The organism is Chryseobacterium sp. JAH (assembly GCF_001507335.1).
In the GTDB taxonomy this organism is placed as follows: Bacteria; Bacteroidota; Bacteroidia; order Flavobacteriales; family Weeksellaceae; genus Chryseobacterium.
Window position 1 is genome coordinate 383,424 of the sequence record NZ_LMAH01000003.1, and the last position, 20,917, is coordinate 404,340.

Annotated in this window: 18 protein-coding genes; 8 read left to right on the forward strand and 10 right to left on the reverse strand. The window is 34.6% G+C overall.

Annotated elements, in window-relative coordinates:
• Nucleotides 1-65: 65 nt before the first annotated feature.
• Complete coding sequence (locus AR685_RS08965; RefSeq protein WP_047443328.1) at nt 66-569, forward strand: superoxide dismutase family protein; 504 nt, start codon at nt 66-68, stop codon at nt 567-569.
• A 68-nt stretch (nt 570-637) separates the two neighbouring features.
• On the opposite strand, the gene AR685_RS08970 is transcribed toward AR685_RS08965, so the two are convergent.
• The gene (locus tag AR685_RS08970) at nt 638-2,767 is read right to left on the reverse strand and encodes a carboxy terminal-processing peptidase (RefSeq protein ID WP_047443329.1); all 2,130 of its coding nucleotides are present in this window, start codon (nt 2,765-2,767) and stop codon (nt 638-640) included.
• Nucleotides 2,768-2,911: 144 nt separating this feature from the next.
• Here AR685_RS08970 and surE point away from each other — a divergent pair, with 144 nt between their 5' ends.
• The gene (surE, locus tag AR685_RS08975; protein ID WP_059124338.1) at nt 2,912-3,682 is read left to right on the forward strand and encodes a 5'/3'-nucleotidase SurE; all 771 of its coding nucleotides are present in this window, start codon (nt 2,912-2,914) and stop codon (nt 3,680-3,682) included.
• A 68-nt stretch (nt 3,683-3,750) separates the two neighbouring features.
• Here surE and AR685_RS08980 read toward each other — a convergent pair whose 3' ends face one another.
• Genes AR685_RS08980 through AR685_RS08995 form a run of 4 tightly spaced genes read right to left on the reverse strand, consistent with a single transcriptional unit; the run spans nt 3,751 to nt 6,604 of the window.
• A complete protein-coding gene (locus AR685_RS08980) occupies nt 3,751-4,185 on the reverse strand; it encodes a hypothetical protein (protein ID WP_059124339.1) in 435 nt (144 codons plus the stop codon).
• Between the two features lie 11 nt (nt 4,186-4,196).
• Nucleotides 4,197-5,600 (reverse strand): radical SAM protein, encoded by a 1,404-nt coding sequence (locus AR685_RS08985; protein WP_059124340.1) that lies wholly within the window; start codon nt 5,598-5,600, stop codon nt 4,197-4,199.
• 12 nt (nt 5,601-5,612) lie between these two features.
• A complete protein-coding gene (locus AR685_RS08990; RefSeq protein ID WP_059124341.1) occupies nt 5,613-5,846 on the reverse strand; it encodes a hypothetical protein in 234 nt (77 codons plus the stop codon).
• Between the two features lie 17 nt (nt 5,847-5,863).
• Nucleotides 5,864-6,604 (reverse strand): prolipoprotein diacylglyceryl transferase, encoded by a 741-nt coding sequence (locus AR685_RS08995; RefSeq protein WP_185113240.1) that lies wholly within the window; start codon nt 6,602-6,604, stop codon nt 5,864-5,866.
• A gap of 70 nt (nt 6,605-6,674) precedes the next feature.
• Between AR685_RS08995 and AR685_RS09000 the strand changes: the two genes are divergently transcribed.
• Nucleotides 6,675-7,715 carry a GMP reductase gene (locus AR685_RS09000; RefSeq protein ID WP_059124343.1) on the forward strand — a complete coding sequence of 347 codons (1,041 nt, stop codon included), beginning with the start codon at nt 6,675-6,677 and terminating at the stop codon, nt 7,713-7,715.
• A 61-nt stretch (nt 7,716-7,776) separates the two neighbouring features.
• Here the strand turns inward: AR685_RS09000 and fabG are convergent, their stop codons facing one another.
• The 5 genes from fabG to AR685_RS09025 form a co-directional block, all read right to left on the reverse strand.
• On the reverse strand, nt 7,777-8,520 hold the full coding sequence (gene fabG / locus AR685_RS09005; protein ID WP_059124344.1) for a 3-oxoacyl-[acyl-carrier-protein] reductase: 744 nt from the start codon (nt 8,518-8,520) through the stop codon (nt 7,777-7,779).
• A 152-nt stretch (nt 8,521-8,672) separates the two neighbouring features.
• Nucleotides 8,673-10,142: a WG repeat-containing protein gene (locus AR685_RS09010; protein ID WP_059124345.1), complete on the reverse strand. Its 1,470-nt coding sequence runs from the start codon at nt 10,140-10,142 to the stop codon at nt 8,673-8,675.
• Nucleotides 10,143-10,146: 4 nt separating this feature from the next.
• Complete coding sequence (gene rsmI, locus AR685_RS09015) at nt 10,147-10,824, reverse strand: 16S rRNA (cytidine(1402)-2'-O)-methyltransferase (protein WP_047443337.1); 678 nt, start codon at nt 10,822-10,824, stop codon at nt 10,147-10,149.
• A 1-nt stretch (nt 10,825) separates the two neighbouring features.
• Entirely contained in the window at nt 10,826-11,401 is a 576-nt protein-coding gene (locus AR685_RS09020) for a hypothetical protein (protein ID WP_047443338.1), read from the reverse strand.
• Between the two features lie 2 nt (nt 11,402-11,403).
• On the reverse strand, nt 11,404-12,915 hold the full coding sequence (locus tag AR685_RS09025) for a hypothetical protein (RefSeq protein WP_047443339.1): 1,512 nt from the start codon (nt 12,913-12,915) through the stop codon (nt 11,404-11,406).
• A gap of 60 nt (nt 12,916-12,975) precedes the next feature.
• On the opposite strand from AR685_RS09025, the gene AR685_RS09030 reads away from it, so the two are divergent.
• From AR685_RS09030 to mnmG, 5 genes are all read left to right on the forward strand, one after another.
• Nucleotides 12,976-13,569 carry a thymidine kinase gene (locus tag AR685_RS09030; RefSeq protein WP_047443340.1) on the forward strand — a complete coding sequence of 198 codons (594 nt, stop codon included), beginning with the start codon at nt 12,976-12,978 and terminating at the stop codon, nt 13,567-13,569.
• Between the two features lie 232 nt (nt 13,570-13,801).
• Nucleotides 13,802-16,249, forward strand: coding sequence for a bifunctional UDP-N-acetylmuramoyl-tripeptide:D-alanyl-D-alanine ligase/alanine racemase (locus AR685_RS09035; RefSeq protein WP_059124346.1), 2,448 nt, complete (start codon nt 13,802-13,804; stop codon nt 16,247-16,249).
• A 2-nt stretch (nt 16,250-16,251) separates the two neighbouring features.
• Nucleotides 16,252-18,408: a patatin-like phospholipase family protein gene (locus AR685_RS09040; RefSeq protein ID WP_059124347.1), complete on the forward strand. Its 2,157-nt coding sequence runs from the start codon at nt 16,252-16,254 to the stop codon at nt 18,406-18,408.
• Nucleotides 18,409-18,412: 4 nt separating this feature from the next.
• Nucleotides 18,413-18,820: an rRNA maturation RNase YbeY gene (ybeY, locus tag AR685_RS09045; protein ID WP_047443343.1), complete on the forward strand. Its 408-nt coding sequence runs from the start codon at nt 18,413-18,415 to the stop codon at nt 18,818-18,820.
• Nucleotides 18,821-19,002: 182 nt separating this feature from the next.
• On the forward strand, nt 19,003-20,865 hold the full coding sequence (mnmG, locus tag AR685_RS09050; RefSeq protein WP_059124348.1) for a tRNA uridine-5-carboxymethylaminomethyl(34) synthesis enzyme MnmG: 1,863 nt from the start codon (nt 19,003-19,005) through the stop codon (nt 20,863-20,865).
• The last annotated feature ends 52 nt before the right edge of the window (nt 20,866-20,917 follow it).

Genomic DNA, 20,917 nt, shown 5'->3' on the forward strand with positions numbered 1-20,917 from the left:
TTTTTCACACTGAATGGTCATATTTTTGTACTGAATGGAGTTATCATCACTAAAATAAATATCATATGAAATTACAGACATTAACATTATTGGCCGGTTGCGCCTTACTTTCTGCATCTTGCAGTACAAGTAAAACCTACAACATTTTAGCGAAAAGCGGCACAGAAACAGCAGGAACAGCAAAATTTACACAAGAAGGAAATGATGTTGTGATGAATCTTGAGGTCACCAATCTGACTCCCGGAATTCACGCTGTTCACATTCATGAAAAAGGCGACTGCTCTGCTCCTGACGCAACTTCAACAGGTGGACACTGGAACCCCGGAAAACATGACCATGGAAAATGGGGAACCGGAAGTTTTCACATGGGAGATATCGGAAATCTTGAAGCCGATAAAGATGGAAAGGCTAAACTGACATTTAAAACTGACAAATGGTGTTTAGACTGCGTAGAAGAGTCGAAAAACATTATAGGCAAGGGAATCATCATTCATGCAGCTAAAGATGATTTTATGACTCAGCCGACTGGAAATGCAGGAGGTAGAGTGGGTTGTGTAGAAATTAAATAATCTTCTTTTCATATAACCGAAAGCGGCGCTAATCTTCGATTAGCGCCGCTTTTTTTTAATATTAAAGTTTATCCTTTTGCTTTCATTTCTGCGATAATATTCATCGCTTCCTGAAGGTAAGTGTCTTTCTTTAAATTCTTGATCCACATTTCAGATTTTTTCTTGAATGCTTCATCTTTTTTCTCTCTCTCGATTTCTGCAGGATACATTGAGAATTTCAATCCGTTTTCAAATTTTGTTAAAGCTTTGAATTTCTCAATTTGAGCTTTTCTCTGCTTCATCAAATCATTGAATTTATTGATATTCAAAGTGATGGTTTCTTCTTTATCCAATTGCTCTCTCCATTTTGCAGACTCCAACAATAACTGATAGTTGGTGTTTTTAGCCATTCTGTCGTTGCTAGATTTTTCTAAAGCTTTTACATCAAAATAGCTCAATTTCTGATAAGTTGAACTAGGAATTTTATCCCAAGCCAAAGCAAAATCATCATATCTTTCTCCTACTTCAGCGTATGTAAAGAAGTCTTCCATTCTGATATCTGAAACGATACCTTTTCTCTGGTTAGACTCTCCGCTGATTCTGTAAAATTTCTGAATCGTAAGTTTTAACGATCCAAAATCATCTTCTGTATTTAAGAATCTGTTTAGATCAACAAAAGTCTGCACCGTACCTTTTCCGAAAGACTGTGGCGAACCAACAATAATTCCTCTTCCGTAATCCTGCATTGCACCGGCTAAAATCTCAGATGCCGAAGCCGAAAGTTCGTTTTGCATAATCACTAAAGGTCCTGTCCAAACCGGAGTTTCCTGCTTATTTTTCAAAGTCTGGATTTTTCCGTTTCCGTCTTTTACCTGAACGTAAGGCCCTGCATTCATAAACAATCCCATGATGTCACCCACTTCTGTCAATGAACCACCTCCGTTATTTCTAAGATCTAGTACAATTCCTTCAATTCCCTGAGCTTTCAGTTTTACGATTTCATTTTTAATGTCATCAGAAGCATTTCTTCCTTTTTCATCTTCAAAATCTGCATTAAAGCTTGGTAAGTTGATGAATCCGTATTTTTTTCCGTTTGGAGAGTTGACGATAATACTTCTTGCAAAAGTATCTTCAATCGCTACTTCCTCACGAATCATCGTCACTTCGATAATCGTTTTATCTTTTTTCTGAACAGTCAAAGTAACTGGAGTTCCTTTTTCACCTCTGATCAATCTTACCGCTTCATCAGAAAGCATTCCAACAACATTTACTGCATCCTCCTTCGGCTTAGATCTTACTTTTAAAATTTTATCACCTTCAGAAAGTTTTTTCGATTTCCAGGCAGGTGCACCAATCGTCAAAGCACCAAGGAAAAGATTTCCTTTTTTCTCTTGGATAATTGCCCCGATTCCTATTACTTTTCCTTTGAACTGGGTGTCAAAATCTTCTTTATCTTTTGGAGAATAATAGTTGGTATGCGGATCAAACACTTCTGTATATGCATTCATATACACCGTAAACCAATCCATTTTTTTTCTCTTTTTAAATCTGGTAAAGGTTTCTTTCACCAAATCTTTTACCTCATCAGTTGCTTTCGTCATTTTTTGCTGAGGAGAAAGCATTTCAAGCTTTATGGTGTCTTTCAGTTTAAATTTCTGTACAGAATCTTTCTTTTCTTTCTGAGCTTCTTCTTTGCTGTTCATCGACTCAATTTCCTGAAGGATATTGTATTTAATAAATTTTTTCCATTCGTTATACTGCTCCTGTTTATCCTTAGGAACATTTTTAAGCTTTGATTCTAAAGTTAAAGTTTCATCTTCTTCCAAATTAATGGGTTTGCTGAAAATCTCCTGCGTAATCTTATCAATCTCATCAACTCTCTGGTACAATCTGTCAACCGTAAGTTTGTAGAAAGATAAATCTCCCATATTCAGATAGTCATCAAGTTTGGTTTCATGCTTCGAAAATTCTGTCATGTCCGACTGCAGAAAATATCTTTTCCCAGGATCGATCATTTCAAAATAATGTTTGTACACATCTTTTGAATACGCGTCATTAATAGGTTTTGGGCTGTAGTGTAGGTATGAGAGTGTGTTTTTAACGCTCACCATTATCGTCTGCATTTTCTCATCGTCATTCTTCGGCGAGTTGAAACAAAACATAAGACTTGTCAATGGAATAAGAAGTAGAAATTTATTTAGTTTAAAATTTTTCCACATAAATCTGTAATATATTTTTATTAAATTCTTTTAAAATCAAGTAATAAGTAGCGTTTATTAAATGACTGTTACAAACTATCAAATTTAATACCTTATTTATAATTATCAATTAGTTTTAAGTAATTTTGTTAAAATTAAATTTTTATGGAAAAACCACTTATTCTGGTAACCAATGATGATGGAATTACGGCTCCCGGTATCAGAAATCTTGTAGAATTTATGAACGAAATAGGAGAAGTAATCGTGGTAGCTCCGAATTCGCCTCAAAGCGGTAAAGGTCACGCCATTACCATAAACTCCACTTTAAGCTATGAAGAAGTACACTTGGAAGGGCCACAAAAAGATTATTCGTGCAGTGGGACTCCCGTTGATTGTGTGAAAATGGCCTTGGATAAAATCCTTCCGAGAAGACCCGAAATTGTGGTTTCAGGGATTAATCATGGTGCCAATTCTTCCATTAACGTAATTTATTCAGGAACAATGTCTGCGGCTGTAGAAGGCGGCGTAGAAGGACTTCCTTCAATTGGTTTTTCACTTTTAGATTTCAGTTGGGAAGCAGATTTTACTCAGGCAAAAGAATATATTCAGGGAATCGTAAGAAAAACATTGGAAAACCCTATGCCTAAAGGCGTTGTATTAAACGTAAATATTCCGAAGCTTTCAAAAGAAGAAATTAAAGGAGTAAAAATCTGTAAACAAGCCAATGCCAAATGGGAAGAGAGCTTTGATGAAAGAATCAATCCACACGGTAAAAAATATTACTGGTTAACCGGCTATTTCAATAACATGGATGAGTCTGAAGACGCTGATGAAACGGCGTTGGCAAACGGATATATTTCAATTGTTCCTGTTAAATTTGATATGACAGCTTATGAATATATGAACACGCTGAATGAAGTGATGAAGTTTGATTAAATATATTTCCCACAGATTTTCACGGATGATTGAGCATAAAAATCTATGTAATTTGTGGGAAATTTCTTTTATTCAAAAGTTCTATTTCTAAATTCATCTGCATAAATTTCCAATTCGTTTTCTCTTTTGATAAAATCGTAAAAATAATACTTGTCATTAACTGTAAAACAATAATTCCTATGTCCAATTGTAACTTTCACAAAATCAGGTTTATTTGATTTAAATTTGAAATATTTGATATTATGATCCATATTCAATTTATTATCAATATAATATTTTACAATTTGGTTTTCGTATTTAACCTGAACCGTATCTTTTATTCCTGAACGAAAAACAAATGAAAATTCATTGTAGATAACATCGCTTTTCGTTTTATTATAAAGAATTTTAATTGAATCCTCTCCACAAATATTTGGAATATTTGTTAAATTAAGATTTTCGAAACGTGATTTACATGAAATCAACAAAATGAAAATTATAACAGAATAATAAAAACATTTCATGAGATCAATTTTTAAAACAAAACCTTATCCTCTTTTCTCAATTCCTCCAAATACTTAATTTTATCATCTCTATAAAACAGATTCATCGTCTCGAAAGGAATCATTTTCAGATCTTTATTCACAATATGAACGCATGATTTTTTTACCGCTCGAACATCAAAATCGTGAGCATCCATAAAATTCATGATGATAATTCTAAAAAGATTATCATAATCTAGATTCGGAGCCGAAACTTCAGGGAGACAACATAATAATTGATTCACTTTAGGCTGTACTTGATCTACCGAAATTCCTGTACTGAAAATGTCTAAAAGCTGCATTTGCAAACCTTCATCCTGTTCGTAGACTATCGTATTTTTTGTTTCATTATTCAGCAAATCAGCAGGATTGATATACCGTGTTAAAGGAATTGTTTCACCTTCCAATTTCAGAATATAACCCATCGCCAAAGAATCCGGGTTACATGGAACCGGAATAATATCGTCACCATTCAAAAGCGGAAACTGGTTTAAAATTTCTTGCCTAACTTCGGTTAACGTGATTTTTTCGTGCGCAGAATCTTCTCTGTTTCTTCCGGCAACTTCAACAGGCTGAAAGGTAATTCCGCGGATGCATTTTTGTTTTAACGCAAACTCGATTAACTTTCCAATCTCATCAATATTTTTTCCTTTCTGAAGAACAATAACTAAAGTTGTAGAAAGATTTAATTCATTTAATTTTTCCAAAGCTTTCATACGGACATTCGTGAGATCTTTTCCTCTGAAATCTTTTAAAACTTCAGGTTTAAAAGAATCAAACTGAAGATAAATCTCAAATTCCGGAGCGTAAGTGGCCAGTTTTTCTGCAAAACCGGGATCATTCGCAATTCTGATTCCGTTTGTGTTAAGCATCAAATGCTTAATCGGTTTCGTCTTGGCGATATCCATTATTTTAAAAAACTCAGGATGAATTGTCGGTTCGCCGCCACTGATCTGTACAACATCTGGATGACCTTCGTTTTTCACAATCGTATCAAACATCGCTTCAATCTGCTCCAAACTTCTATGACTACCATAATGTGGGGAAGACATCGCATAACACGTTGGGCACGTTAAATTACATCGGTCGGTAACCTCAACAATCGAGAGGCAACTATGCTGCTCATGGTCTACACATAAACCACAATCGTAGGGACAGCCATATTCGACATCGGTTCCGAAATGAACAGGCATTTCTGAGGCTTTATTGTAATTTCTGATGTTTTTATAATACTGAACATCCGAAGCAATCATCGTTTTAAAAAAACCGTGATCCGGACATCTTTTGGTCATAAAAACCGCTTCATCTTCAATGATGATTTTCGCACCCACTCTTTTCAGACATTCCGGGCAAAGACTGATCGTATAATCGTAATAAGTATAATTTCTTACTGGCATAATTTCTATTTGTTACATTCCTCCACATACGGCTCCGCTTATCAATCCGCAAATTAACATTGAAATCAGCATGGTCGTCCAAAACTGGCTCTTAGAAAATTTTCGTCCGTCTTTACTTTCATAAATTAACTTTACAAAAACCGTGACTACCAAAGAAACTACGGCTGCTACACCGAGAATAATCAGAATAATCATGGCAACCAAACCTTCTAATCCACCTACTTCCAAAAGTGTCAGCATTTTCATATTTATATTTTTTGGTGTTATATTAAAACTGTACTGGTTTTAATCTTATAAATGTAATAAATTATCACCGAAAGACAAACCAACTGAATGGTGCCCAAATTTCCGATGATGTCTATTTTAGGTTTCATAAAATCTAAAAGAAATCTGAACGAAAAGTAACTTAGCATAAACAGCTGAAAAAGAAATCCGGAGACATATTTATTTTTCTTGGCAATCATTTTCAACTCAAACCACATGAAGAGTAAAAATGCAATTTCGTAAAGTGCGACAGGATGCCTGAGGTATTCATCGCCGAGGTGCATTCCGAAAACTGAAGTAGTTGGTAACCCGTAGGTTTCCTCATAAACACCGGTGAGGAAACAGCCTATTCTCCCGATAATGATGGCTAAAATTAAAGGAAAAACAATTAGATCCCCGGTGCTTTCTTTGTGACCGACCATCTTTTTTGCCAATTCAACTCCAATTAATCCAAAGGCTAAACCTCCGACGATGGTGTTGTTGGTCCAGAATCTTTTAAAGCTAAAATTTTCGAAGAAAACTTGTGGATTTTCGAGATTTCCAATCAACTTTGAACCAATCAAGGCACCCGCAGTTGCTCCGATGAGAACTGCTGCCGAAGTAATAAAAGAAAGCTTTTCTGATGATTTTCTTTTTAGATAAAAATAATAGCGCATCGCAAGAAATATCCCTATTGTTTCAAAAACAGGATGTGCAAGAATTGTTTTGCCGAATAATTGAAATGTAAGAGGAAAATCCATGATTTCAAAAGTAGTATATTTAAGGTAAATTATTAATTTTAATTTGTAAATACTTAAATCAACTTACCAAATGCGAATAGAAAATGATATAAAATTGGGGTTTAAAGATGTAATGTTCAGACCTAAACGTTCAACCTTAAAATCCCGCTCAGAAGTTGACCTCGAAAGAGAGTTTACTTTTCTTCACACGAAGAAAAAATGGAAAGGCACGCCAATTATCGCTGCGAATATGGATACTGTGGGAACTTTTGAAATGGCTATTGAGCTGGCAAAAGATAAAATCATCACAGCTATACACAAGCATTATACCGTAGAAGAGTGGAAAGAATTTCTTGATAATCAGGATGAAAGTATTCATCAGTACATTGCTCTAAGCACCGGAACCGGAAAAGGAGATGAAGAAAAAATTAAGAAAATTCTCGATCTACATCCCAACATAGAGTTTCTGTGCATTGATGTGGCAAATGGCTATTCTGAACACTTTGTACAGTTTGTAAAAAAAGCAAGAGAGGACTTCCCCGATAAAATCATTATTGCAGGAAATGTAGTGACAGGCGAAATGGTAGAAGAACTGCTGTTAGTAGGTGCAGACATTATCAAGGTGGGGATTGGTCCCGGCTCAGTGTGTACAACGAGGGTGAAAACCGGAGTCGGCTACCCACAGCTATCCGCAATTATTGAGTGTTCGGATGCTGCACACGGATTAAAAGGTCACATCATTGCTGATGGAGGCTGTAAAGTTCCAGGAGATGTTGCGAAAGCTTTCGGCGGCGGAGCAGATTTTGTAATGCTCGGCGGCATGTTTGCAGGTCATGACGAAAGTGGAGGCGAAATGATAGAAGAAAACGGTAAGAAATTTAAACTTTTCTACGGAATGAGTTCTAAAACCGCTATGGATAAACATTCGGGAGGTGTCGCAGAATACAGAGCTTCAGAAGGTAAAACGGTGAAAATAAAATACAAGGGGTCGGTCTCCGAAACCGTGAAAGATATTTTGGGAGGAGTAAGATCAACGTGTACTTATGTAGGTGCCTCAACACTAAAAGAGCTGTCTAAAAGGACTACTTTTATACGTGTTCAGGAGCAGGAAAATCAGATTTTTAATGACTGATTGATATAAAAAATCCCTTTCATTGCTTTTATGAAAGGGATTTTTTTATTACGTTTTTATCTTAAGTAAGCATTCCTCCGTCTACATTCAGAACCTGACCGGAAATGTACGAAGACATTTCACTGCCAAAGAAAACGCATGCGTTGGCAACGTCTTCCGGCTGTCCTCCTCTTTTTAAAGGAATTCCATCTCTCCAGTTCTGAACTGTTTTCTCGTCTAAGGCAGCAGTCATTTCAGTCTCTATAAATCCTGGTGCAATTGCATTACAACGGATGTTTCTAGAACCTAATTCAAGTGCAACAGATTTTGTAAAACCAATAACTCCCGCTTTTGAAGCTGCATAATTTGCTTGACCCGCATTACCCTTAACTCCAACTACTGATGTCATATTAATAATTGAGCCCGATTTTGCCTTCATCATCGGCTTAATTACTGCCTTGGTAAGGTTGAATACAGAATCTAAATTTACTTTGATAATCGTGTCCCAATCGTCTTTTGACATTCTCATCAATAGATTGTCTTTTGTAATTCCTGCGTTGTTGACCAAAATATCGATTTTGCCAAACTCAGCCATTACTTCCTCTACCAATTTTTGGGCAGCGTCATAATCTGATGCATCAGACTGATAACCTTTAATTTGAGTTACAGAACTCAAAGCAGTTTCTAATTCTTTAGCTTTTTCTACAGAACCTGCATAAGTAAATGCCACTTTCGCTCCCTGTTGAGCAAAAATTTCAGCAATCCCTTTCCCGATTCCTCTTGTAGCTCCGGTAATTAGCGCTACTTTTCCTTCTAATAGTTTCATATATATTGACAATATTTTTTTTAACAAATTAGCAAACCAATTGTTTACTCCCTTTTTTTAATCTTAATTAACCGTTCGCAAAGATATTATAATTTGTTTTTTCACTGCTTTTTTAATGACCAAATTATACCTTATTTTAGCACTTCGCTATTCTAATAAATTTTTCTTTCAGGATAAGTAAAATCCAAATATTCTGCCTCTTTCTCCTTTGTAAGTTTTAATCCCTTTCGGTCTGAAGAATATTTGTCATAGATAATTTCTTTTAATGGCTCATTTTTATAATTAATAACACCATATTTTCCTTCCTTCTTTACAACGATCTCATTCGCAGAAAAATACACATTGATAGCATCATACATAAAGGGAACTATTTCATTACCTTCTTCATCTAAAATCCCATATAGATTATTTTCATTCTGACAGATCAGCCCTCTTGAAAACTGCCAATTTTCGACTGCAAAAACATTTTTAAGAACTTTATAATTTTTAGTATCCGGCGAAAATTGATAAAATGTATGATCTTTTTTTAGAATTAACATATTACCGTTTCTTCTTTCTATGGTATAATTATCGTTTAATGCACTTTTTAGGTTTTCGTCAAGAAGGTTCTTCTCTCTTCCTTTCTGTAAATAAATATAATTCTTACCTGCGATTTTCATTCTTTCCACAACGTCATACTCTTTTGGAAGAAGAATTTCCCCCTTTATATTAACGATGGCAGATTTTGGATTTCTGAAATCTTGTGAAGTCTTAAATATTCCTTCAAATAAATGATTTACATAAGAAAAATCCGTTGGGTAAACATTTCTATCTTTTTTAGAGAAAATCGAAACTTTTCCCTTTTTTATAAGGTAAATATACTCTGTACCTACAAATGCCTGCTCGTAAGTTTCCTCGGCAAGAATATTTTCGTTTTGATCTACAATCCCATATTTATTTTTTACCATGTTCTTGGTGATAAGAAAGGGAAATGCATTAATATCATCAATATTGTGGTTTGAAATACTACTAATCGTATTTCCGTTAAAGTCTAATATTTCTCCTTGTAGAACTCCGGTGCTTATATAAACTCTACCTTTATAAAAATGAAAATTTTGATCAAACTCCCGGTCGTTAATTAACTGACCGTCAAAATCATAAATGTACCATCCTTTGTTTTTAACAAAGAATCTGGATTCACTAGCAAATTCAATCTTATCTGAGAAAGGAATAATTTGTTTTCCGTCAAAATCATACACAGACTCTATTCCACCTTTGCTGTAAATGAGTCTGTCTTTATTTTCCCATGTTCGATACTTAAAATTATCAAAAGGGATTAACAGGTTTCCTTTTCCATCAATTAAAGCTGTTTTTCCTGCATTTTTACCCTCCTTAATTTTCAAAATAAATCTATCGTTCTTTGCAATACGAATGATCTCATTCTTAAAAGGAGAGGTAAAAGCCAAATTTCCCAAAGAATCTACGATAGATGACGATCCGATTTTAGAATCAGAAACGATTCCGTATCCTTTTGAATAAAAACTGACATCGTTACCCAATTTTTTTGATAAAAGAACTTCTTTGTATTGATTGGATTGTGCAATACAAATACCTGAAAATAATATGAAAACAAGATTTTTCAAGATTTTATTTTAAAGAATTATTAACAATCAGTACAATCTCGCCTTTTAAAGTTTTGCTTTTAGAGAATTCAATTAATTCATTGATAGTGCCTCTTTTAGTTTCTTCGAATTTTTTTGAAATTTCGCGGCTCAAGCTTGCCCTTGTATCTTCCCCAAAGAATTCCTTAATCTGCTCGAGCGTTGTATTGATCTTGTGTGGACTTTCATACAAAACAATCGTTTTCTTTTCTTCAGCAAGCTGTTTCAGCTTCGTTTGTCTTCCTTTTTTTGGAGGTAAGAAACCAGCAAACAAAAACTCATTATTTGGTAATCCAGAAACCACCAAAGCCGGAATTAAAGCTGTCGCTCCCGGCAAACAGATCATCTCAATATTGTTATCCGAACCCGCTTTTGCCAATAAATAACCGGGATCAGAGATTCCTGGAGTTCCGGCATCGGTAATGATTGCGATGTTCTGACCGCTTTGAAGGTCACTAATAACCTTCTCAGTCGCAGTATGCTCGTTATGTAAATGATAAGATTTTAAAGGTTTTGAAATTTCATAATGCTTCAAAAGCACTCCTGAAGTTCTTGTGTCTTCACACAAAATATAATCGACTTCTTTCAGCACTTTAATCGCTCTGAAAGTCATGTCTTCTAAGTTCCCAACGGGTGTGGGAACGAAATATAAGATTCCTGACATTTTATTTTAAGTATTTGAAATCTAATAATCCCTTTTTGAAAACAATATTTATTGTATCACGATTACTGATCTCATTTAAAGGTTTTAAACCATTTTTATTTCTTATTTCATCAATTTTTTCTAGATTTTTCTCATCATAAACAGTGATGGAAATTTCATTTCCTAAAAGATGTATATATTTTTCGCTTTTAATATTGTTACTTAGTATCAAAAACACTTCTCGTTCCTTCTCTTGGATTGTCAGTTGATTAATATACAAAGATATATTTGTAATAATTCCAGTAAATGACATAAACGTAAAAATAACTAAAAACAAAAAAACAAGAATTGATTCAGCTCTAGATTGAATTGTTTTAGCTTTAAATATCCAAACGAACAAAAATATACAGCCCCAAATTATTAAATTTATTTTCCAAGAAACATTACTATTAAATTTTTCAATGTCTTCATGTAGATATTCCTTTTTTATTAAAGGTTTTATATAAAAGTTAATAAATGCAAGTAGGATAAGAATCAGAAGATAAAAGATAATTTTTTTACTGTCAATTCTACTTTTAAAAATTTGGATTCCACTCAAAATTATAAAAATTTGTTTTCTACCAATATCCAAAGTCTCTGTGCGTATTCGTCTACTTTATTCCACTTTCTGTCGTAGTACAGTTCGCTCAGATATTCTTTTGCCTCTTCCAGATTTTTGCACCTGTTCAGTTCGGCAACGGCTTGGTTAAGGTCGGTTTGACTTCCTCCGAAAAGCAGTTTGGTAAAAGCCATTCGATCGTTCAGATCTAATCTGAACTCAGGTTTTTGCTTTTCTGCTTCCATATAATCGGTCGGAATATTTGTTTTTAAAAGGCTTCCTGACTCTTCCTTTACAACCGGAGCAGGTTTTTCCTGAGGAATTTCTCTTTCCAAAGGATCATCATCAAACAAAGTCTGAATATTTTTTAATCCTCTAATATTAGCCAGTTTTATTTTTTTCTCCTGACGATAAGCTTCGAGATTTTCAAAACTTTCATCAGAGGCTGGTTTTTCAGATTCAGTAACGGGTTTGTCTATTTCAACTATTTTTCTTCTGTCTGTATCTTCATTTACCAAAACTTCGTCGTTTGTTTCAGTCTCTTTTTTGATCTCTGCGAGAATACTTTCGACATTTGAGTTTTCGGTGATAATTTCATCTTCATCATATTTAAAATCATCTGAAACAGATTCATTATCAGAGTCTTCAATTAAAATCTCATCATTAATCTGTTCAGATTCAAACATATTAGGATTCTTATCCGAAGAATGCTCATCCGGTTTTGTAGACTCGTAAATATTCAGAATTTGCTCTTCTTCTTCAAAAGAGTTTGAAATACTCTCATCAGAAATTTCATTCTCAAATTCGTCAATTTCGTTTAACTGGTTATTAAAAATTGCTTCTTCCTCAGTTACTTTTTGGTCAAATATTTCTTCATCAATATCATCTTCCTCTTCCGAAACAGAATTTTCTAAGATTCTTTCTTCATCCACGAAACTCAAGACTTTTGACGGCTCTTCTGAATTTTCTTCATCAATTTCTTCTAATTGCTGACTCAGCGAAGATTCTTTTTCAACAGTTTCAAAGGTTAGACCTTCATCTTCTCCGGTTTCCTCCTCTCCATCTTCAGAACTTTTGGTAATTTTTTCTTCTTCTGCAAGATTCACCATATTTTCATGGTATTCGTTTTCAACGATTTCATTCAGCTGATTATTAAAAATCGCTTCTTCTTCCATCACTTCGTTGGGCAGACTGTTTTCATTTCCATCAATTTCGTTCAGTTCATTGTTGAAAATAGCTTCTTCTTCAGTTACCTCATGAGAAAAATTCTGAGATTCTTCGATCGTTTCAGCAGAATAAACACTTGAATCTGCAGCTGAAAACTGAAAATCATCATTTTGGTAATATTCTAATTTAGATCTCAACAGTTTTAAAAATGAAATTCTTTCTGCAAGATCATCAATAAGATTTTGCTTAGATAGTAGCTCGTCAACGTCGTTTATTTTGTCCAGAATACCGATGATATTCTTAGATTCAAAAAAAATCTTTTCCTGTAAATCTTGGATGTTCTGCATAGAAGAATCTTATTAAAATTGCTTACTTTTGGTCTTAAAATATTACGGCTAAAATAACAAATGTTTTTAGAAAATACAATTAATCATTCCAAACAAAGCGGTTGGATGGAAGTTATTTGTGGCTCAATGTTTTCCGGAAAAACCGAAGAGTTGATCCGAAGACTGAGAAGGGCTGAAATGGCGGGGCAAAATGTAGAAATTTTTAAGCCCAAAACGGATACAAGATATTCTGAAGAAGATGTTGTTTCGCATAATAAAAATAAAATCCGAAGTACTGCAGTAGAAAATCCCAATGAAATTATTCTTTTGGGGTCAAATTGTGATGTGGTAGGAATTGATGAAGCACAGTTCTTTGACGAAAGCATTGTGGAAGTAGCTAATCAATTGGCAAACAACGGAATTCGAGTGGTCATTGCCGGTTTGGATATGGATTTTCTGGGACGACCTTTCGGACCGATTCCTAATTTAATGGCAACTGCAGAATACGTGACTAAGGTTCATGCTATCTGCAAGCGTACAGGAAATCTCGCCAACTATTCTATGAGAACTTCTCAGGGAAATAATTTGGTGGAATTGGGAGAAACAGAAAGTTATGAAGCAGTAAGCCGCCGCGTTTTTATTGAAGAAGTGCTTTCGAAGAGAAATAATGATTAATTTAGACTGAGATTAAGGTTTAAATTTATTTGGTTAATCACAAAGATCTAATCAATTTAAAATTCGTTTTATGGTGCAGGCATTTAACAGTGATAAAATTTAAAATATTTTGTCATACTTGATAGGTCTATGTTTTCTTGTGCTTTAAAAAACTTTATGCCTTTACAGCTAACTAAGTAAAACATTACGAATCAAACACACCATATACAAAATATAAGCAGATAGGGCACCAATGAATTACACAGTACAACAAATTGCAGAAATCACCAATGCAAAAGTCATTGGAGATAAAAACCTATTAATCAAAAACATAGCTTTTGACAGCAGGATCATTTATTCAACCAAGAATGCCGCTTTTATTGCAATTAACACTAAAAAAAATTCAGGGGAAAAATTTATAGAATCTGCTGTCGACCGGGGGATTAATGTCATTATTTCTGAACATCAATATCCACAGTTTAACAATGTAACATGGATTATTGTGGAAAACGCTATTGAATTTCTTCAGAAGTTAGCCAAATATCATTTCGAAAATTCAAATCTAAAATCAATTGGAATTACCGGAAGCAACGGTAAAACAATTCTAAAAGAATGGCTGTACCAATGTTTATGGAATGAATTTCCCACCGTAAAAAGCCCGAAAAGTTTTAATTCCCAGATTGGTCTTCCGCTTTCTTTGCTTCAAATCAATTCAAGTCACCAATTAGGGATATTTGAAGTAGGAATTTCGATGCCAAGTGAAATGCAAATTTTGGAGAATATTTTTCACCCGCAAATTGGTTTGCTTACCCATATTGGTACCGCTCACGCAGCAAATTTTAAGTCTGAAGAAGATTTAATTAATGAAAAAATAAAGCTCTTCAAGGATTCTGAAGTTATTATTTTCAACGGTGATAACCTACTGGTTAACAATAAAATAAAAGAAATTTATTCAAGTAAAAAATTAATATCCTACGGATTCAGTCAGGATAATGATGTCACTTTAAAAAACAACATTTCAAAAAATGAAGATGTTGTCGTTACATATTTTAATGAGGAAATTACCTTCCCCGTTCATCAGCGTGATGAAGCCACTCTGACGAATGCTTTAGCGCTCATCACCGTTTTAAAAGAACTGGAGATCAGCAATGATAAAATAGTCGATAAAATCAATGCTTTGAAAGCCGTAGAGATGCGATTGGAAGCCATTGAAGGAATTAAAAATAATATCGTAATCAATGATTCTTTTAATCTGGATTTGGATTCTTTAAAAACCGCTCTTCAGTTTCTCAACGAATATAAAAAGTCTAAAAAGTCGTTGGTTTTAACGGATATTATTGGTGTCAATTCAAATTCTAAAGAATTATATGAAGAAGTTTCAGAATTGGTCAACGAACAGAATTTTGACAATCTGTTTTTGATCGGTGAAGAAATCACGCAGTTCAAAGATTTGTTTAAATCTAAAACCTATACTTTTATTGACACTCAGGAACTAATTGACAACAAAAATCTTACAGAAATTGAAAATCAAATTATTTTACTAAAAGGTGCAAGAAAATTTGAGATCGAAAAACTGAAAGATCTACTCGAACTTAGAAAACATGACACGGTATTAGAGGTTAATTTAAACGCTATTCTTCACAATATCAATTATCATAAGTCTCTGCTGAAACCTTCTACTAGAATGATGGCGATGGTAAAAGCAAACGCTTATGGATTAGGAAGTTACGAGATTTCAGAATTTTTACAACATCATCATATTGACTACTTAGGCGTTGCTTTTGCTGATGAAGGAGTTGAACTCCGAAAAAAAGGAATCACCACTCCTATTGTTGTGATGAATCCCGAGCAGCACAGTTATGATTCAATAATTCAATATAATCTCGAGCCTGAAATTTACAGTTTCAGGGTGTTGGAGTTGTTTTATGAAGCAGTGCAGAAATCCGGGTATGATAAAAAATATCCAATCCACATTAAGCTGGAAACCGGAATGCACCGTCTTGGTTTTAAAGAATACGAATTAGATCAATTAAATCAAAGTTTAGAATATAAGAATCTGAAAGTTCAAAGTGTTTTCAGTCATTTGTCATCCGCAGATGTACCGACTGAGAAAGAATTTACTTTAAAGCAGTTAAACATATTTGAAAAAAATTCAAGCTATTTGATTGAAAAGTTAGGTTATCAACCGCTCAGACATATCTTAAACTCTTCAGGAATTACTAATTACAGCGGCCATCATTACGATATGGTAAGAATCGGAATCGGAATGCTGGGAGAATCTGCAAATTCTGAGATTCAGAAACAGTTGCAGTTGACTGTAAGCTTCAAAACCGTAATTTCTCAGATTTCTTTGGTAGAAAACGGCGAATCTGTAGGTTACAGCAGAAAATATAAAACAGATCATTTAACAAAGATCGCAACAATTCCTGTAGGTTACGCTGACGGAATTCCGAGATTAATCGGTAACCAAATCGGAAATGTAGGCATCAATAAAACACTTGCTCCGATTGTCGGAAACATTTGTATGGATATGATGATGATCAAAGTAGATGATATTCCTAATGTAAAAGAAGGTGATACTGTTACGGTTTTCAATGCTAAACCAAGCCTCAAAGAATTTGCAGAATACTGCAAAACCATTACTTACGAAGTTTTAACCTCAATTTCTCCTCGGGTGAAACGGATTTATATAAAAGATTAATTATGAAGAAACTCCTCGTTCTTTTATTCGCATTACAATTGCTCTTCGTCCACTCGCAGGTAAAAGAAGGCTTGGTGATTCCTAAAAATCCAAAAATTGGACTTTCACTCGCAGGAGGTGGAGCAAAAGGCTTTGCGCATGTTGGAGTTTTAAAAGTTTTAGATTCCTTAGGCGTTAAAGTAGATTATATCTCCGGAACGAGCATGGGTGCTATTATTGGTGGGTTATATTCTGCCGGATACACTGGAAAAGACATTGAAAAAATTGTTATGGATACTGATTTTTATTCTTTAATCAGAGATCCGAAATCGCGCACAGAGAGTACATTTTTCAACAAATCTGTCGACAAATATCTTTTATCTATTCCGTTAAAAAATGGGAAAATAAATCTCCCCTCTTCTATCAGCTCTGGGCAGAAAAACGTTTATCTGCTGAAGGAATTATTTAAAAACGTTTCAACAATCGATGATTTTTCAAAATTGCCAATACCTTTCATGTGTGTTGCCACAAATTTAGAAAGCGGAAATATGCAGATTTTCGAGAAAGGCGATCTAGTACAGTCTATTATGGCAAGTTCCGCATTTCCATCATTGATGGATCCTGTAAAAATTGGTGACAGCATTTACATAGACGGTGCAATGACGGTTAATTATCCTTCGAAACCCCTCAAAGATAAAGGTATTGACATCGTCATAGGAGTAGATTTAAATCAGGATTTATCTAAAAGAGAAGATTTAAACAATATTATTTCAATTTTAAATCAGGTTATCGACTTCGGAATACAGAAAGATACAAAGCGTCAGTACAAGTTTACAGACATTAACATCAAACCCAATCTGAAAGGAATGACAGCCACAAGCTATGACGACAAGAAAAAAATTCTCGACAGTGGTTTTGTGGAAGGTTTAAAGTATACGGATATACTCGATGAACTTCCAAAACGCGATTTTGACCGCCTCAGACAACCCGTAAATCCTATTTATTCTAATGTATATAAGATTGACAGCATCGAGTTGATAGGAAGCAAAATATACGGCAAAAATTATGTTCTCGGTAAAATGGGACTAAGGCTTCCATCAATGCAGACCTATGGAAGTATAAATAAGGGTGTTGACAAATTAGTAGCTACCAATAATTACCGCTTTATCAATTACGATATCGTTACAGAAAATAATATCACTTTTCTGAAATTATATGTTACCGAAGATGATGACAGACATTTTTTAAAATTCGGATTGCATTATGATGAAATTTTCAAGACAGGGTTGCTTCTCAATTACTCAGCTAAAAGGCTATTATTTAAAAATTCAAATCTTTCATTAGACTTTGTGGTAGGTGATAAGCCGAGATTTTATCTCAATTATTTTGTTGACAATGGTTACATCCCAGGCTTCGGACTCTATTCTTCCGGAATGAGCTTCGATCTAAAAGGGAATAACAACATTAATATCGATAAATGGGAGTGGCTAAGAAATGAAGTCTATATTCAATCAATTTGGAAAGACAAATACGCAGTAGGTGCAGGATTAAGCCATGATTATTTTGAAGCGGAAATGAATGGTACCAACAAAAGATATAATCGATTTTTGAATCCTTATGTTTTTCTTAAAAGCGATACACAGGATGATAAAGATTTCCCGCGCCGCGGATTTTATTTAAATGCTGAAGGAAAGGTACTTGATTTGCTTAAATCTGAAGTGGAAAAAAGAGTCGTTCAGGTTAAAGCTGATATCAGAATCAATATTCCTATTTCAAAACAGTTCAGCTACCACCTGAATTTATACGGTGGGATTACTATTGGTGACAATCTTCCATCATACTACCAGTACAGACTAGGTGGGATCTTCGAGCAGAATGTGATCAATTTTAAAACATTCAACGGCTTCTATTTTGCACAGCTAAACAGCAATAATGTAGCCTTGATTTCAAATGATATTCAATTTAAATTTAATAAAAACTTCTTTTTGAGTGGTAATTTCTCTTTTGCCAATCTTTCGGATGACATCAGTTTCGAAGATGCAGTAAAAGTAAATTACAGTTCCTTAGGAATTATGGCGGGCTACAAATCTCCTTTCGGGCAGATCAAATTAAATTTCAGCCATTCACTTAAAGATAATCAAAAAGGCATATTCAGTGTTATTTTAGGACACTGGTTTTAAAACAATGATACAGTTCTTTTACGAAAAATTACCGGAATCTGTAAATACAGATTACACAAAATGGCTGGAAGAAATCATTCTTTCAGAAGAAAAAAAATTAGGTGATATCAACTACATTTTCTGCGACGATGAGTATTTGCTCAAAATCAATCAGGATTATCTGCAACATGATTATTACACAGACATCATCACTTTCGATTCTGTAAAAGGCAAAACGATAAGCGGAGAGATTTTTGTATCTTTGCAGCGCATTTCAGACAATGCTTCTACCCTATCCAAAAACTACGAAGAAGAATTAAGGAGAGTCTTGGCTCACGGTATTCTTCATTTATGTGGTTATAAAGATAAATCAGAAGTAGAAGAACAGGAAATGCGAAGCAAAGAAGACTTTTATATTGCGAAATATAATTAGGAGCTATTTCCCGCTGTCCGCACTCGCTTTTTTATTTTTCAAAAAAAAGAGCTCAGACAAATGCTACCATCGGGGCTAGAAACCTCGGAATACAGGCACTTTTAAACCCTATTCCGATACAATGTTTCACGTGAAACATTTATACAGAATTTAAAATTTAAGGCTTAAATAAGCAATTAAAAATGATTTCAGAAATATATGATGTAATTGTAGTGGGTGCAGGTCACGCTGGTTGTGAAGCTGCTGCTGCTGCTGCCAATTTAGGTTCAAAAACTTTATTGGTTACTATGAATATGCAGACCATCGGTCAGATGAGTTGCAACCCGGCAATGGGAGGTATTGCCAAAGGACAAATTGTTAGAGAGATTGATGCAATGGGAGGCTACTCCGGAATTATCGCTGATAAATCCGCAATACAGTTTAAAATGCTAAATCTTTCAAAAGGTCCAGCCATGTGGTCTCCGAGAACACAAAATGATCGAATGCTTTTCGCAGAAGAATGGAGATATGCATTAGAAAATACTCCAAATCTTGATTTCTTTCAGGATATGGTGAAGAGCTTGATTATAGAAAATAATAAAGCGGTAGGTGTTGTAACCTCATTAGGAATTGAGATCAGATCAAAATCTGTAGTTCTTACAAATGGTACATTCTTAAACGGATTAATCCATGTTGGCGACAAACAATTGGGTGGTGGTAGAATGGGTGAACCAAGAGCCTTTGGAATTACTGAACAGTTGGTTTCTCTAGGTTTTGAAGCCGGGAGAATGAAGACAGGAACTCCACCTAGAGTCGACGGAAGAAGTCTTGATTATTCTAAAATGGAAGAACAGAAAGGTGATGAAAACCCACAAAAATTCAGCTATTTAGACACCCCTAAATTAACCAAACAATTAAGCTGCCACATCGTTTATACCAACGAAGCAGTACACGATATTTTACGTGAAGGTTTTGACAGAAGCCCAATGTTTAACGGAACTATTCAAAGTTTAGGCCCAAGATACTGCCCAAGTATTGAAGATAAAATCAATCGTTTTGCAGAACGTACCAGACATCAGCTTTTCGTAGAACCAGAGGGCTGGAGAACAGTAGAAATCTATGTAAATGGATTCAGTTCTTCTCTTCCTGAAGATGTACAAATAAAAGCAATGAAACATATCCCGGGATTTGAAAACGTAAAAGTATTCAGGCCAGGCTATGCTATTGAATATGACTACTTCCCTCCTACTCAGTTGAAGCATACCTTAGAAACTAAATTGGTTGATAATTTATATTTTGCTGGCCAGATTAATGGAACTACAGGGTATGAAGAGGCAGCCGGACAAGGCCTTATGGCAGGTATCAATGCCCATAATAAGGTTCATGAGAAGGATGAATTCATACTTAACAGAGATGAAGCGTATATAGGTGTTCTAATTGATGATTTGATCACTAAAGGAACTGAAGAGCCCTACAGAATGTTTACTTCTAGAGCTGAATACAGATTACTGTTGAGACAAGATAATGCCGATATCAGGCTTACTGAAAAAGCATATCATTTAGGTTTAGCAAAACAAGAAAGATTAACGAAAGTTGAAGAGAAAATCACTAAGAGTCAAGAACTTGAAACATACCTCAGAGAAACTTCTTTAAAGCCAGGAATTATTAATCCTATATTAGAAAGCATTGAAAGTAATCCTGTAGATCAGGCTTACAGAGCTTCGCAATTTCTTACCAGACCTAATATTACCTTAGATAAACTGGATGAGATTGACTCAATAAAAGAATTCACTTCTCAATACAGCGATGAAGTTAGAGAACAGGCTGAAGTAAATATCAAATATAAGGGCTATATCGAAAAGGAAAAAGAGAATGTTGCCAAGTTGAACAGGCTTGAAAATGTAAAGATCCCCGTAGATTTTGATTACATTAAAATTACCAGTCTTTCATCCGAAGCTAAACAAAAAATGAATAAAGTAAGACCTAAAACATTAGCTCAAGCAGGGAGAATAAGTGGTGTGTCTCCAGCTGATATCAACGTTTTAATGGTCTATTTAGGACGATAAATTAAATATGTTTCACGTGAAACATTTAAATTAAACTAAGGTATTTAGAAGC